The following is a 14,061-nucleotide window of genomic DNA, read 5'->3' as shown; positions in this document are numbered from 1 at the left end:
AATTTCAATCTCCTCGGGATTTGCGGAAGACCCCGGGAGACAGAAAAAACCCGCCTCCTGGGGCGGGTTGCATGGCCTCGATCGGTCCGCGCGCTAACCCACCACTCCGTTCGGAATGGTGTGAATTCGCGATGCGATCTGCAGGCAGGCCATGGTGCGAGGATAGCCCGGTTCCGCTGCGCGTCAGTCGTGCAGCGACGACAGGAACTGCTTGAGCTCCGGCGTCTGCGGATTGCCGAACAGGTCCGCCGGCGGACCCATCTCGTGCACGCGTCCCTGGTGCATGAAGATCACGCGGTCGCTGACCTTGCGCGCGAAGCTCATCTCGTGCGTGACCATCAGCAGCGTCATGCCTTCGTCGGCCAGCGACTCCACCACCCGCAGCACTTCGCCCACCAGTTCGGGGTCGAGTGCCGAGGTGATCTCGTCGCACAGCAGCACGGCGGGCTCCATGGCCAGTGCGCGCGCGATCGCCACGCGCTGCTGCTGGCCGCCCGACAACTGGTCGGGCATGGCGTCGAACTTCTCGGCCAGGCCGACCCGCGCGAGCAGCTTGCGGGCCTGCGACGCGGCTTCGATGCCGCCGCGCTTCTTCACCAGCGTCGGCGCGAGCATCACGTTCTTGCCGACCGTGAGGTGCGGGAACAGGTTGAAGTTCTGGAAGATCATCCCGACGTGCTGGCGCAGCTCGCGCATGGCCATCGCGCTCTCGTGCAGCAGCGGCTTGCTGTCGACCGTGAGCGAGCCTTCCTGGAACACCTCGAGCCCGTTGATGCAGCGCAGCAGCGTGCTCTTGCCGGAGCCGCTCTTGCCGATGATCGCGATCACCTCGCCGCGCTTCACGGTGAGGTCGATGCCCTTGAGCACTTCGTTGGTGCCGTAGGACTTGCGCAGCGCGGTGATCTGGACGATGGGCGCGGCCGAATGCACGGCGGTCTTGGGCGCTTCAGCGACGGTTGACATTGATTTTCCTTTCGAGGTGCTTGGCAAACAGGCTGATCGGGAAACACAGCGCGAAATAGAGCAGGGCGACGCAGCTGAACACGACGAAGGGGCGGAAGGTCGCGTTCGAGATCATGCTGCCGGCCTTGGTGACCTCGACGAAACCGATCACCGACGCCAGCGCCGTGCCCTTGACCACCTGCACCAGGAAGCCGACGGTCGGTGCGGTCGCGATCTTCACGGCCTGCGGCAGGATGACGTGGCGCAACTGCTCGCCGAAGCTCAGTGCCAGGCTGCTCGACGCTTCCCATTGCCCCTTCGGGATCGATGCGACGCAGCCGCGCCAGATCTCCGTGAGGAAGGCACTGGTGTAGGCCGTGAGGGCGACCGTGGCGGCCGTCCATGCCGACACGTCGACCCCCATCAGCGCCAGGCCGAAGTAGGCCAGGAACAGCTGCATCAGCAACGGCGTGCCCTGGAACAACTGCACGTAGAACTTGATGAGGCGTTCCATCGCCCGGCCTGCGCGCAGGCGCAGGAACAGCAGCAGTCCGCCGACCACGCCGCCGCCGACGAAGGCGATCAGCGACAGCACCACCGTCCAGCGCAGCGCCAGCAGCAGGTTGCGCAGGATGTCCCACAAGGTGAATTCGGTCATGGGATGTCCTCAGCGGCCGAAGAAGAACCGGGGGCCGGCCCAGTCGAGCAGCCGCCGCAGTGCGACCGACAGCGCCAGGTAGATCAGCGTGGCGATGATGAAGGCCTCGAACGCGCGGAAGTTGCGGCTCTGGATCAGGTTGGCGGCATAGCTCAGCTCTTCCACCGAGATCTGACCGCAGACGGCCGAGCCCAGCATCACGATGATGATCTGGCTGACCATCGACGGCCACACCTTCTTCAGCGCCGGCGGCAGCACCACGCGCATGAACACCTGCATCCGGTTGAGCGCGAGGCTCACCGCGGCTTCGATCTGCCCCTTGGGCGTGGCCTCGATGCCGGCACGGATGATCTCGGTCGAATAGGCGCCGAGGTTGGCGACCATCGCGATGACCGAGGCGGTCTCGGGCGACAGCTTGAAGCCGGCGGCCGGCAGGCCGAAGAAGATGAAGAACAGCTGCACGATGAAGGGCGTGTTGCGGATCAGCTCCACATACGCACCCACGATCCAGCGCAGCCACAGCGGCCCGCTGGTGCGCGACCAGGCGCAGGCGACGCCCACGACCATGCCGATGACGGTGGCGATGGCCGTCAGGCCGATCGTCCACGCCACACCCTTGGCCAGCAGCGGCCAGTCGACCAGGACGGCTCCAAAATCGAAGACCATGATGATGGAGGTCCGCGATCAGAGGGGCAGGTCGCCGGCGGCCTTGCCGAGCCACTTCTGCGACATGGCGTCGAGCGTGCCGTCCTTCTTGGCCGTGGCGATGATCTCGTTGACCTTGGCCTTCAGGGCGTCCTCGCCCTTGGCGATGCCGACGAAGCACGGGCTGTCCTTGAGCAGCAGCTTGTATTCGGCGTTGAGCTGCGGGTTCTTGGAGATCATCTCGGCCGCGACGGCACCGCTGGCGGCCAGCGTCTGCGTCTGCCCGGCGACGAAGGCGGCGATGGTCGCGTTGTTGTCCTCGAAGCGCTTGTAGTCGACGTTCGACGGCGCGACCTTGGCGAGCTCCTGGTCTTCCATCGCGCCGCGCGTCACGGCGACCGACTTGCCGGCCATGTCGGCGAAGGTCTTGATGTTCATCGACTTCGGGCCGAACACGCCCTGGAAGAACGGTGCATAGGCGGCGCTGAAGTCGATCACCTTCTCGCGCTCGGCGTTCTTGCCGAGCGTGGAAATCACGAGGTCGGCCTTCTTCGTCTGCAGGTAGGGAATGCGGTTGGCACTGGTCACCGGCACCAGTTCGAGCTTGACGCCCATCTTGGCGGCGATCAGCTCGGCCATCTGGACGTCGAGGCCCTGCGGCTTCATGGTCTTGTCGACCGAGCCGTAGGGTGGGTAGTCCGTCGGGATGGCGATCTTGATCGTCTTCGACTTCATGACGCCGTCGAGGGCGCTCTGTGCCTGTGCGCCGCCAGCGGCGAACAGGACGACCGAAGCCAGGCACAGCGCGAACTGGCGTTTCGAAAACCTCATAGCAAAGCTCCTAGATAAGTGGAAGAGTCGTCGGGTGAAGAGGGATCGGGTGCCGCGGCCTTCGATTTGCCGCGCGGCTTGGCCTTGCTTGTATGCAAGGCTGGTGTCTTGGCGCTGCCGCTCGCCGCGGTCTGCAATGGCGCCAGCGCGTCGCGCAACTGCGCCAGCGGATCGTTGTGGAGCTGCATGCGCAGCGACGAGCGCACGGTGCCGATGTGTTCGGCCATCAGGGCCTCGGCGGCGGCGGCGTCGCCACGCGCAAGGGCGTCGACGATGCGCACGTGGTCCTCGCAGGACTGCACCGCGTCGTGCTGCGACTGGTAGAGCATCGCGATCAGCGTGGTGCGCGCCGTGAAGTCGCGCAGCGTGTCGGCCAGCAGCGTGTTGCCCAGGCATTCGGCCAGGCAGACGTGGAAGTCGCCCAGCAGGAAGCTGCGTGCGCCCACGTCGTCTTCCTTGAGGGAATTCTTCTCGCGCTGCAGGTGCGCCTTGAGCTTGCGCAGCGCCGCCTTGTCGATGGTGCCGGCGCTGCGGATCAGCCCGAGCTCGATCACGTGCCGCGCACCGAAGGCCTCGCGCGCTTCGTCCTCGGAGGGCTCGATGACGAACCAGCCGCGGCGCGCCGTGACGGTGACGATGCCGCGCGCCGCCAGGCGGGTGAGCGCCTCGCGGACGATGGTGCGGCTGCAGTCGAACAGCATGGCGAGCTGCTGTTCGCCCAGGCGCGAGCCGGGCGGCAGTTTGCGCGCCATCACCGCTTCGACGATGCGCGCACTGATTTCGGACGCTGAGATGGACATTGCCTCCAGATCAGCAGTTTCCGTGCCTGCTTGTATGCAAGCAAGATGCACCAAAAGACGCTGCCGGACGCCGGCCGGCGTTTCGGTCGCCGGTTGCTGGTGCGTCGCGCAGGCGACGCACTGCGGGCCTTCCCTCATGCGGTGCAGGGTGCACTGGGCGTAGCCTCGGCTGGCTTATTGGAGGCTCCATGGATCGCCCGCATCACAAGTTCTGGCCCGCTCGGCTACCCCACTCGATCACCGTGCCTGCGACTTCGCTCTGGCACAACCTGGCGACGGCCGCGGCCCGCTATCCGGACAAGGCGGCGCTGGTGTTCTTCGGCCGCGTCGTCACCTACCGCGACGCCGCGGCGCAGGTCGAGCAACTGGCCGGCACGCTGCACGCGCTGGGCGTGCAGCGCGGCGACCGCGTGATCCTCGACATGCAGAACTGTCCGCAGCTCGTGATCGCGCATTTCGCGATCCTGCGGGCCAATGCGGTGGTGGTTCCGGTCAATCCGATGAACCGGGCCGAAGAGCTCAAGCACTACATCGTCGACCCCGACGCGAAGGTCGCCATCACCACCGGTGACCTGGCACCGGAGCTCGCCAAGGCCAGCAACGCGCTCGAACCCGGCCAGCGGCTGGCGCACATGATCGTCACGCAGTTCACCGACGCGTTCGACGCCGACGTCACCGGCGACGAGGCGCCCGCCGCCGCCTGGCGCGACTGGCTGCTCACCCGCCATCCACTGCCCGAACTCGACGGCGGCACCGCGATGCACTGGCGCGACGCGCTCGCTGCGAGCCATGTGGCGCCGCCGCACGTGGTGGGCGCCAACGACATGGCGCTGCTTCCCTACACCAGCGGCACGACGGGCCTGCCGAAGGGCTGCGTGCACCACCATTCGAGCCTGATGCACAACGCCGTGGCCGGCCAGCTCTGGGGCACCGGCTCGTCGGAGACCGTGGTGCTGGCCGTGGTGCCGATGTTCCACATCACCGGCGTCGTCAGCATGATGCACACGGCGATCCTCTGTGCGGCGACGCTGGTCATCATGCCGCGCTGGGACCGCGAGGTGGCGGGGCGGCTGATCTCCCGCTGGAAGGTCACGAGCTGGACCAACATCCCGACGATGGTGATCGACCTGATGGGCAGCCCCAACTATGCGAGCTTCGACCTGAGCGGTCTGGTCTACATCGGCGGCGGTGGCGCGGCGATGCCGCAAGCCGTGGCGCAGCGCCTGTTCGAGCAGTACGGCCTGCGCTACCAGGAAGGCTACGGCCTGACCGAAACCGCGGCGCCCTCGCATGCCAATCCGCCGGAGAACCCGAAGCAGCAGTGCCTGGGCATTCCGTACATGAGCAGCGACTCGCGCGTGGTCGACCCCGACACCCTGAAGGAGATGCCGGTGGGCGAATCGGGCGAGATCATCACCTGCGGGCCCGAGGTGTTCCAGGGCTACTGGAAGCGGCCCGATGCGACGGCCGCGGCCTTCGTGGAGTTCGAGGGCAGGCGCTATTTCCGCACCGGCGACATGGGGCGGGTCGATGAGGACGGCTACTTCTTCATCACCGATCGGCTCAAGCGGATGATCAACGCGAGCGGCTTCAAGGTCTGGCCGGCGGAGGTCGAACTGCTGATGTTCAAGAACCCGGCCATCCAGGAGGCGTGCGTGATCGCCACGCGAGACGCGTACCGTGGAGAGTCGGTCAAGGCCGTGGTCGTGCTGCGTCCGACCCACAAGGACACGACCGCGCAGCAGATCATCGACTGGTGCCGCGAGAACATGGCGGTCTACAAGGCGCCGCGGCAGGTGCAGTTCGTCGATGCACTGCCCAAGAGCGGCGCGGGCAAGGTCATGTGGCGGCTCCTGCAGGAAGCCGAGGTCTAGGGCTCCCTAGGCTCTCCCCCAGGCTTCGCGCACTGCGTGTCGCTTCGCCAACCCCTTCCGGGGGCGACACCAGCGGCCCGGCGAAGCCGGTTCCGCGGTGTCTTCGGCCAAGAGATTTGTAACCGGTGGGTCGTTCAGGATTCCTTGCCGGGCTCGACGCTCGCGACGACTCGGGCGTAGCGCTGGAAGCTCCAGTACGCGCTGGCCCAGTCCATCAGCACGACCAGCCGGTTGCGGAAGCCGATCAGGAAGTAGACGTGCGCGAACAGCCAGAACAGCCACGCCGACTTGCCGCTGAAGCGCAGCGCGCCGAAGGGCGTGCCCAGGTCGACCACGGCGGAGTTGCGGCCGATGGTGGCCAGGTTGCCGTAGTCGGCATAGCGGAACGGAATCGTCGGGCGGCCGGCCAGGCGGTTCAGCACGTTGGTCGCGGCGGCACGGCCCATCTGCTTCGCGCCGGGTGACACGCCGGGCACGGGCGTCGGTGCCTTGCCGGGCACGTGGCTCAGCGCGGCGGCGAGGTCGCCGACCACGCTGATCTGCGGATGGCCGGCCAGGCTCAGGTCGGGTTCGACGCGGATGCGGCCGGCACGGTCGGTCTCGGTGCCGGTCGCCGCCGCCAGCAGGCGGCCGAGCGGAGACGCGGCCACGCCCGCGGCCCAGACCACGCAGTGGCTCTGGATGCGGTAGCTGCCGGAGGCGCCGGCGCCCGTGGCACCGACGTCGACCTGCAGGCCCTCGGCGTCGATCGACGTGACGCGTGCATTCAGCCGCACTTCGACGCCGAGCTTCTCCAGTTGCCACTGCGCCTTCAGGCTCAGGCTCTCGGGCATGGCCTGCAAGACGCGCGGGCTGCCTTCGATCAGCAGCACCTTGGCGCTGCCCGGGTCGATGCGGCGGAATTCGCCCGACAGCGTGTGGCGCGCGATCTCGGCCAGCGTGCCGGCCATTTCCACGCCGGTCGGCCCGCCGCCGATGACCGCGAAGGTCAGCAGCGCGGCGCGCCGTGCCGGGTCTTCCTCGAGTTCGGCGGCCTCGAAACTCATCAGCACGCGGCGGCGGATGTCGAAGGCGTCGGCCAGCGTCTTCAGGCCGGGCGCGACGGCGGCCCAGTCGTCGCGGCCGAAATAGCTGTGCGTGGCGCCTGCCGCGACGATCAGGTGGTCGTAGTGCAGCAGGGTGCCGTCCTTCAGCGCGACCTCGCGATTCGCGGGGCGGATGTCGGTCACTTCGCCCAGCAGCGTGGTGACGTTGCGCTGGCCGCGAAACAGCACGCGCGTGGGCGCGGCGATCGACGGTGCGGCCAGGCCGGCGGTCGCGACCTGATAGAGCAGGGGTTGAAACAGGTGGTGGTTGGTCTTGTCGACCACCGTGATGTCGACATCGGCGTTCTGCAGTTTGCGGGCGGCTTCGAGGCCACCGAAACCGCAGCCGACGATCAGGATGTGCGGGCGCTGGGCCCGGCTGTCTGCGGCAATGCTCATGCGGTTCATTATCGGCAGCGTGTGTCGGCGGTGTGTCGTGCAAGGCCATCCGGCCTGTGCCACAGTGGGCGAGGGCTTGTCCTACGGACAGCGCCCCACAGGCTCGACTACAACCGCCAGTTGCGACATTTGGAGACCCCATGAAGCTTTCCCGGCCCCATCCGCAGGCCGCCAGCGCGATGCGCGAGCGCTTCCGCGAAGTCCGCGGCGACAGCCTGGCCCTGGCGGCACCGTTGTCGGCCGAGGATCAATGCATCCAGTCGATGCCCGACGCCAGCCCGACCAAATGGCATCTGGCGCACACCACGTGGTTTTTCGAAACCGTTCTGCTGCAGCCGCACGCCACCGGCTACCAGCCCTTCGATCCGCGCTTTCACTATCTCTTCAATTCCTATTACGAGGCGCTCGGTCCGCGTCATCCGCGGCCGCAGCGCGGGCTGCTCACCCGGCCATCCGCCGATGAAGTGCTGGCTTACCGGGCGCACGTCGATGCCGCGGTCGACCGCCTGCTCGAAGCGTCGGACACCGCGCTGTGGGCGTCGGTCGAGCCGATCGTCACGCTCGGGCTGCATCACGAGCAGCAGCACCAGGAGCTTCTGCTGACCGACATCCTTCACGCCTTCTCGTGCAATCCGTTGCTGCCGGCCTATCGCCCGACGGCCGCACCGGCGCTGCGGCTGGCTGCGGTCGAGCCGCCGATGCGCTGGTTGCCGCAGGCCGGCGGACTCGTCGAGATCGGCCATCCGGGCGAGGGTTTCTCCTTCGACAACGAGACGCCGCGCCACCAGGCGCTCTTGCAGCCGCACGCGATCGCCGACCGCCTCGTGAGTTGCGGCGACTATGCGCAGTTCATTGCCGACGGTGGCTACGATCGGCCCGACCTCTGGCTGTCCGACGGCTGGGCCGCGGTCAAGGCGCAGGGCTGGCGCTGCCCCGCCTATTGGCTTGCGCCGGACGATCCGCGGCTCGCACACCAGCCGGGCGCCGCGAGCGGTTGGCAGGTGTTCGGCCTGCACGGTGTCCGGCCGCTGGAACGCGAGGCGCCTGTGTCGCAGCTGAGCTTCTACGAGGCGGCGGCCTATGCCGAGTGGGCCGGCGCGCGGCTGCCGACCGAATTCGAGTGGGAGGCGGCCGTGGCCGATCCATCCATCTCGCAGATGACGGGGCACGTCTGGCAATGGACGCGTTCCTCCTACGACCCCTATCCGGGCTTTCGGCCGATGCCCGGTGTCGCGGCCGAATACAACGGCAAGTTCATGGTGAGCCAGGTCGTGCTGCGTGGTAGCAGCGTGGCCACGCCCGCAGGCCATGCACGGCCGAGTTACCGCAATTTCTTTCCGCCGGCCGCCCGCTGGCAGTTCTCCGGGCTGCGGCTCGCGAAAGACCTCTGATGCGCAATCCCGTCTTCTCGTTCGAAACCCCGATTTCCGCTGCGCGTGCGCCAGCCCTGTCCGAGTTCGGCCGCGAGCTGCGCGCCGGCCTCGCCCGCACGCCGCGAAGCATCTCGCCCAAGTTCTTCTACGACGCCGCGGGCTCCCGGTTGTTCGACCAGATCTGCGAGCTGCCCGAGTACTACCCGACGCGCACGGAACTGCAGTTGCTGACCGACTACGCCCCCGAGATCGCGGCGCACATCGGATCGGCCGCGGAGGTCATCGAGTTCGGTGCCGGGTCGCTGACCAAGGTGCGGCTGCTGCTCGACGCGCTCGACGCACCGCGGCGCTATCTGCCGATCGACATCTCCGGCGAGCACCTCGAGGCCGCAGCCGATCGCCTGCGCCGCGACTACCCGTCGCTGTCGGTGCAGCCCATCGTGGCCGACTACACGATGCCGCTGGTGCTGCCTGCGCCGGCGGACGACACCGGGCGGCGGGTCGGTTTCTTCCCCGGCTCCACGCTCGGCAACTTCAGTCCGGCCGAGGCGCTCGCCTTCCTGCAGCTCGCCGCGCGCCTGCTGCGCGGCGGCGGCCTGCTGCTGGGCGTCGACCTGGTCAAGGACCCGGCGTTGCTGCATGCGGCGTACAACGATGCGCAGGGCGTGACGGCGGCGTTCAACCTGAACCTGCTGCGCCGCGCCAACGCGGAGCTCGATGCCGATTTCGACCTCGACGGCTTTGCGCACGCCGCGTTCTACAACGCTCCCTTGAAGCGCATCGAGATGCACCTCGTGAGCCGCCGCGCGCAGACCGTGCGGCTCGCCGGCGAGTCCTTCGCATTCGAGGAGGGCGAGACCATCCACACCGAGAACTCGCACAAGTTCACCATCGACGGGCTGCGCGAGCTCGCGTTGAAGGCCGGCTTCACGCCCGCGGCCGTGTGGACCGATCCGGCGCGGCTGTTCAGCGTGCACTGGCTTCGCGCGCCCGCTGCACAATAACGGGCGGCCGCGCATTCGCGGCATCCGACATCTGGACGATCATGAAAGCAACCTGGAACGGCGTCACCATCGCCGAAAGCGACGACACGGTGGTCGTCGAAGGCAACCACTACTTCCCGATGAGTTCGCTCAAGCGCGAGTACGTGACCTTCAGCAACCACAAGACCACCTGTCCCTGGAAGGGCTCGGCAAGCTACTACTCCCTGCTGGTCAACGGCGAAATGAACGCCGATGCCGCCTGGTATTACGCCGATCCGAAGCCGGAAGCCGAAGAGGTCAAGGACCGCGTCGCCTTCTGGAAGGGCGTGAAGGTTTCCGGGTGAGCGCCGCCGTGGCCTTCACCCCGCCCGCCACCGACCCCGCCGAACTCACAGAAACACTCCGCACGCAGGGCTATGCGGTGCTGTCGCCCGCGGGCGTGGTGCGGTGGCTGGGCCTGCCATTGGCTGCGCTCGATCCGCTCAAGGACGGCTGGAACGACCTGCCGCCCGACGAGTACCTGAAGGACGGCGGCCATTACCGGCAGCGCCGGCATTCCTGCTTCACCGTCGACGGCGACGCGCTCGCGCAGGTGCCGCACCGTGCGCATTGGCAACCGGTCGAATACAACGCCCTGCACGGCGGCATGCAGCGCTGGTTCGCGCCGATGCAGCCGGCCGCCGTGGCCGAGGCCGGCTGGCAGCAGCTGATGCGCAAGCTGGCCGATTGCGCCAGCGCGCTGCACGGCACGCAGCGATGGTTCGTCGAGGCGCACCAGTTCCGCATCGACACCGCCGAGGGCATCGGCCGGCCCACGCCCGAGGGCGCACACCGCGACGGCGTCGACCTGGTCGCTGTGATGCTGGTGGCACGCCAGAACATCAAGGGCGGCGAGACCCGCGTGTTCGAGGCCGCAGGCCGCCGTGGCGAGCGCTTCACGATGACCGAGCCCTGGTCGCTGTTGCTGCTCGACGATGCCCGCGTGATCCACGAGTCGACGCCGATCCAGCCGATCGTGGAGGGCCGTCCGGGCTACCGCGACACGCTGGTCGTGACCTGCCGCGCAGGCGCCTTCCAGGGCGACTGAACTCCGCGGGAAGGCCGCGCTTCGCGTCCTACACCCTTCGACACGCCGCAGGGGTAAATTCAGGACCCAGGGCCCGCTCGGGCCCCGTCAAGCAAAAAGAGGTACGCCATGTTCAATCACATCCTGGTTCCTATCGACGGTTCCGAGACTTCGATGCTGGCGGTCACCAAGGCCAGCGGCCTCGCGCTGGCTTTCGGCAGCCGCATCACGCTGATCCATGTGATCGACAACTATCCCTTCATCGGCGTGGGCGCGGACTATGCACTGGGACAGAACGAATACCTGGCTGCCGCCACCAGCAGCGCCAACACCGCGCTGGCCCGCGGTGTCGCCGCCCTCGCGGCCGAGGGCCTGCACAGCGACCAGCGCGTGATCGACGGCCATGTGGTGCATGAAGGCATCGTCGACACGGCCAAGGGCGTGGGCGCCGATCTGATCGTGATGGGTTCGCATGGCCGCGCGGGTATCGAGAAGCTGCTGCTCGGCAGCGTGACCCAGCGTGTGCTGCAGGACGCACCGATGCCGGTGCTCGTCGTCAAGGGCGGCTGACGCGGGGCTTTCTCTTTCCTTCTCCCGACCAGGGCCCGCGTCCAGGCCCCTTCAGGCGAACGGCGTCGGACTCTCGAAGCGCACCGCGACACCGGTGGCCGGATGCCTGAACTGCAGCACGCCTGCGTGCAGCAGCAGCCGTGGCGCCAGGCGGCTCACGCGTTCGTCTCCGTACAGCGCATCGCCGAGGATCGGATGGCCGATCGACGCCAGATGCACCCGCAACTGGTGCGTGCGTCCGGTGCGTGGCTCCAGCAGCAGATGGCTCGCATTGCGTTCGGGATGCGCGTGCAGCGCGCGCCATCGGGTGATGCTGGGCTTTCCCGCCGGATCGATCTTCTGCAGCGGCCGATTCGGCCAGTCCGCGGCGATCGGCGCGTCGATGACCGCCCATTCCTTGGCCTGCGCGAGTCCGTCGACGATGGCCTCGTAGCGCTTCCAGATCTCTCCGGCGGCAAAGGCGTCGCCCAGCGCGCGCTGCATGGCCGCACTGCGCGCCATCAGCACCAGTCCGCTGGTCGCCATGTCCAGGCGATGCACGACCAGCGCATCGGGCCAGCGCCGCTGTGCGCGCGCGCTCAGGCAGTCCTGCTTGTCCTCGCCGCGGCCCGGGACGCAGAGCAGGCCGGCCGGCTTGTCCAGCACCAGCAGATGGGCGTCTTCGTGGATCGGCAGGAGATCGGGCGGCGGGCTCATCGGCGGGAAGTGTAGGCGTCGGCTATCCTCGAAAGGATGTCCGACGCTGCCGCAGCCCTCCGTTTCTCCGACCTGACGCGTGTGCGTCCCTTCATGCGCATGTGGATGGCGCGCCTGTTCGGCACCGCCGGCAGCCAGATGCTGCTGGTGGCCATCGGCTGGCACATGTACGACCTGACGGCGAGCGCGTGGGACCTTGGCCTAGTCGGCCTCTACCAGTTCGTGCCGGCGCTGGTGCTGGCGCTCTATGCAGGGCATATCGTCGACCGCCATCACCGCGGGCGGATCGTCGCCATGTGCTACCTGGTGCAGGGCGTCGTTGCCCTCACGCTGCTGCTCGCGCACCAGACCGGCCATGACTCGCGCCTGCTGCTGCTCGGCCTGTCGATCGTGCTGGGCTCGGTGCGGGCCTTCCAGATGCCGGCCCAGCAGGCGCTCACGCCGATGCTGGTGCCGCCGCTGATGCTGCCGCGCGCGATGGCCTTCAGTTCCGCCGGCATGCAGGGCGCGATCATCGGCGGTCCGGCGCTCGGCGGGCTGTTGTTCGCAGCCGGGACGGGCGTGGTCTACGGCGCCAGCCTGCTGCTGTTCGCGATCGGCGGCGTGCTGATCGGCGGCCTGCGCTATCTGCAGCCTGCGCGCACGCGCGAGCCGGTCACGCTGGCCACGGTGTTCGCCGGCGTCAATTTCATCTGGCGGCGCAAGCCGGTGCTCGGCGCGGTATCGCTCGACCTGTTCGCCGTCCTGCTGGGCGGCGCAGTGGCGCTGCTGCCGATCTATGCCAAGGACATCCTCCATACCGGTGCCTGGGGCATGGGCCTGCTGCGCAGCGCGCCGGCCGTGGGGGCGCTGGTCATGTCGGTGGTTCTGACGCGCCGGCCGATCGAGCGGCGTGTCGGTCGCACGTTGCTGCTTGCGGTGGCGGCTTTCGGGCTCTGCATGGTCGTGTTCGGCCTTTCGCGCAGCTTCCTCGTGTCGTTGGTTGCGCTGGCGGTGTCGGGCGGCGCGGACATGGTCAACGTCGTGATACGCCAGACCCTGGTGCAACTCGAGACACCCGACGAGATGCGCGGCCGCGTGAGCGCCGTGAACTCGATCTTCATCGGCGCCAGCAACCAGCTGGGCGAGTTCGAGTCGGGCGCGACCGCGGCCCTGCTGGGGCCGGTCGGCTCGGTGGTTCTGGGGGGCGTCGGCACCATCCTGGTGGCGGCGGCGTGGTTCCGGCTCTTTCCATCGCTGGCGCAGCGCGACCAGATCGTGCCCCTGCGCAGCGAGTCCGCCACACAGCAGCCGGTGCAGCCGGCGCGCTAGTCTTCGACGAAATACGAACGGACGCCGATTTCCTGGAAATCGTCGGGGTCGAAACGCGGGCAACGGCCGCACATGTGCGTCACGCCGGCTGCCTGGATCTGGTCGACGTAGCTCGACGGATGGTCGGGCTCGAAACGCATCTGCGTCAACAGCTTCTGGCAGGGAAAGATGTAGCGCTTCACCTGGATCTCGCGTTGCCCCATGCTCTCGCGCCGCAGCGAGACGTGGCGGTGGCTGGCGGCGCCGGGCGCCTCGTGCGACGGGTCGTCGATCACGCGCTGGCAGTGCGCGCGCGGGTCGCGGCAGGCGCAGGAGCCGAGATAGCAGTCGAGCATCAGGCCGACGTTGTAGTCGAGCTTGAGCATCCGGCCGCGCACGAACACCGACACGCCCTTCCAGCCCGCGACACGCTGCAGCACGGCCAGGGCACGCCCCGCGTCGCTCTGCTCCTTGGCGAAGGCGGCGACGTACATGCCCTTGCCGCCGATGTCGGTCAGCGCAAAGCGGCTGGCTTGCTGGGCGATCGACAGCACGAAGGGCAGATGGGGAGAGTCGGCCTTGGGGAAGACGATGACCACGAGCGCATCGATCGATTCCCTGAAGGGGTCGAGCGTCTCGTACTGCATCGCGGCCGACAGGGCCAGCACGCGCGGGGAAGCGGAGGGCACGGCCGCCATCACGCGGCTCCCCATGCTGCGGACGCGCGGACGGTCAGGGTCGCCGTAGCGACCGCGGAATCTGTATGTGGAGCCACCGAAATCTTCCCGGACGAAGTTTCAAACTGCCGCAGCAAATACAGCCAGTCTGGGGAGGAGTCGTGTCGGCCAA

15 protein-coding genes are annotated in these 14,061 nt (G+C 67.9%); 7 read left to right on the top strand and 8 right to left on the bottom strand.

Annotated elements, in window-relative coordinates:
• Positions 1 to 183: 183 nt before the first annotated feature.
• The 5 genes from AC07PZ_RS09620 to AC07PZ_RS09600 are packed head-to-tail and all read right to left on the bottom strand — an operon-like array spanning position 184 to position 3,876.
• Positions 184 to 963: an amino acid ABC transporter ATP-binding protein gene (locus tag AC07PZ_RS09620; RefSeq protein WP_495294828.1), complete on the bottom strand. Its 780-nt coding sequence runs from the start codon at positions 961 to 963 to the stop codon at positions 184 to 186.
• Positions 947 to 1,600 carry an amino acid ABC transporter permease gene (locus AC07PZ_RS09615; RefSeq protein WP_495294827.1) on the bottom strand — a complete coding sequence of 218 codons (654 nt, stop codon included), beginning with the start codon at positions 1,598 to 1,600 and terminating at the stop codon, positions 947 to 949. The genes AC07PZ_RS09620 and AC07PZ_RS09615 overlap by 17 nt, the downstream gene beginning before the upstream one ends.
• A 9-nt stretch (positions 1,601 to 1,609) precedes the next feature.
• On the bottom strand, positions 1,610 to 2,266 hold the full coding sequence (locus tag AC07PZ_RS09610) for an amino acid ABC transporter permease (protein WP_495294826.1): 657 nt from the start codon (positions 2,264 to 2,266) through the stop codon (positions 1,610 to 1,612).
• 18 nt (positions 2,267 to 2,284) lie between these two features.
• Positions 2,285 to 3,076: a transporter substrate-binding domain-containing protein gene (locus AC07PZ_RS09605; protein ID WP_495294825.1), complete on the bottom strand. Its 792-nt coding sequence runs from the start codon at positions 3,074 to 3,076 to the stop codon at positions 2,285 to 2,287.
• A complete protein-coding gene (locus tag AC07PZ_RS09600; protein WP_495294824.1) occupies positions 3,073 to 3,876 on the bottom strand; it encodes a GntR family transcriptional regulator in 804 nt (267 codons plus the stop codon). The genes AC07PZ_RS09605 and AC07PZ_RS09600 overlap by 4 nt, the downstream gene beginning before the upstream one ends.
• 188 nt (positions 3,877 to 4,064) lie before the next feature.
• On the opposite strand from AC07PZ_RS09600, the gene AC07PZ_RS09595 reads away from it, so the two are divergent.
• On the top strand, positions 4,065 to 5,750 hold the full coding sequence (locus AC07PZ_RS09595) for a long-chain fatty acid--CoA ligase (RefSeq protein ID WP_495294823.1): 1,686 nt from the start codon (positions 4,065 to 4,067) through the stop codon (positions 5,748 to 5,750).
• 134 nt (positions 5,751 to 5,884) lie between these two features.
• Here AC07PZ_RS09595 and AC07PZ_RS09590 read toward each other — a convergent pair whose 3' ends face one another.
• Positions 5,885 to 7,234 carry an NAD(P)/FAD-dependent oxidoreductase gene (locus AC07PZ_RS09590; protein ID WP_495294822.1) on the bottom strand — a complete coding sequence of 450 codons (1,350 nt, stop codon included), beginning with the start codon at positions 7,232 to 7,234 and terminating at the stop codon, positions 5,885 to 5,887.
• Positions 7,235 to 7,374: 140 nt separating this feature from the next.
• Here AC07PZ_RS09590 and egtB point away from each other — a divergent pair, with 140 nt between their 5' ends.
• The 5 genes from egtB to AC07PZ_RS09565 all read left to right on the top strand — a co-directional run bounded on the left by egtB (position 7,375) and on the right by AC07PZ_RS09565 (position 11,226).
• On the top strand, positions 7,375 to 8,625 hold the full coding sequence (egtB, locus tag AC07PZ_RS09585; RefSeq protein ID WP_495294821.1) for an ergothioneine biosynthesis protein EgtB: 1,251 nt from the start codon (positions 7,375 to 7,377) through the stop codon (positions 8,623 to 8,625).
• Positions 8,625 to 9,611: an L-histidine N(alpha)-methyltransferase gene (egtD, locus tag AC07PZ_RS09580; protein WP_495294820.1), complete on the top strand. Its 987-nt coding sequence runs from the start codon at positions 8,625 to 8,627 to the stop codon at positions 9,609 to 9,611. The genes egtB and egtD overlap by 1 nt, the downstream gene beginning before the upstream one ends.
• A gap of 41 nt (positions 9,612 to 9,652) precedes the next feature.
• Positions 9,653 to 9,934, top strand: coding sequence for a DUF427 domain-containing protein (locus tag AC07PZ_RS09575; RefSeq protein ID WP_495294819.1), 282 nt, complete (start codon positions 9,653 to 9,655; stop codon positions 9,932 to 9,934).
• Positions 9,931 to 10,677, top strand: coding sequence for a 2OG-Fe dioxygenase family protein (locus tag AC07PZ_RS09570; RefSeq protein WP_495294818.1), 747 nt, complete (start codon positions 9,931 to 9,933; stop codon positions 10,675 to 10,677). Before AC07PZ_RS09575 ends, AC07PZ_RS09570 begins: the two co-directional genes overlap by 4 nt.
• 108 nt (positions 10,678 to 10,785) lie before the next feature.
• Positions 10,786 to 11,226 (top strand): universal stress protein, encoded by a 441-nt coding sequence (locus AC07PZ_RS09565; RefSeq protein ID WP_495294817.1) that lies wholly within the window; start codon positions 10,786 to 10,788, stop codon positions 11,224 to 11,226.
• 51 nt (positions 11,227 to 11,277) lie between these two features.
• Here the strand turns inward: AC07PZ_RS09565 and AC07PZ_RS09560 are convergent, their stop codons facing one another.
• Positions 11,278 to 11,922, bottom strand: coding sequence for an RluA family pseudouridine synthase (locus AC07PZ_RS09560; RefSeq protein WP_495294816.1), 645 nt, complete (start codon positions 11,920 to 11,922; stop codon positions 11,278 to 11,280).
• A gap of 93 nt (positions 11,923 to 12,015) precedes the next feature.
• On the opposite strand from AC07PZ_RS09560, the gene AC07PZ_RS09555 reads away from it, so the two are divergent.
• Positions 12,016 to 13,233 carry an MFS transporter gene (locus AC07PZ_RS09555; RefSeq protein WP_495295160.1) on the top strand — a complete coding sequence of 406 codons (1,218 nt, stop codon included), beginning with the start codon at positions 12,016 to 12,018 and terminating at the stop codon, positions 13,231 to 13,233.
• On the opposite strand, the gene AC07PZ_RS09550 is transcribed toward AC07PZ_RS09555, so the two are convergent.
• The gene (locus AC07PZ_RS09550; RefSeq protein WP_495294815.1) at positions 13,230 to 13,901 is read right to left on the bottom strand and encodes a hypothetical protein; all 672 of its coding nucleotides are present in this window, start codon (positions 13,899 to 13,901) and stop codon (positions 13,230 to 13,232) included. The two genes, AC07PZ_RS09555 and AC07PZ_RS09550, sit on opposite strands and share 4 nt — an antisense overlap.
• Positions 13,902 to 14,061: the final 160 nt, after the last annotated feature.

This window comes from Variovorax sp. GW821-FHT10B04 (genome assembly GCF_059415645.1).
The sequence above is the reverse complement of the archived record's forward strand: the minus strand, read 5'-3'. Positions and strand labels throughout refer to the sequence as shown.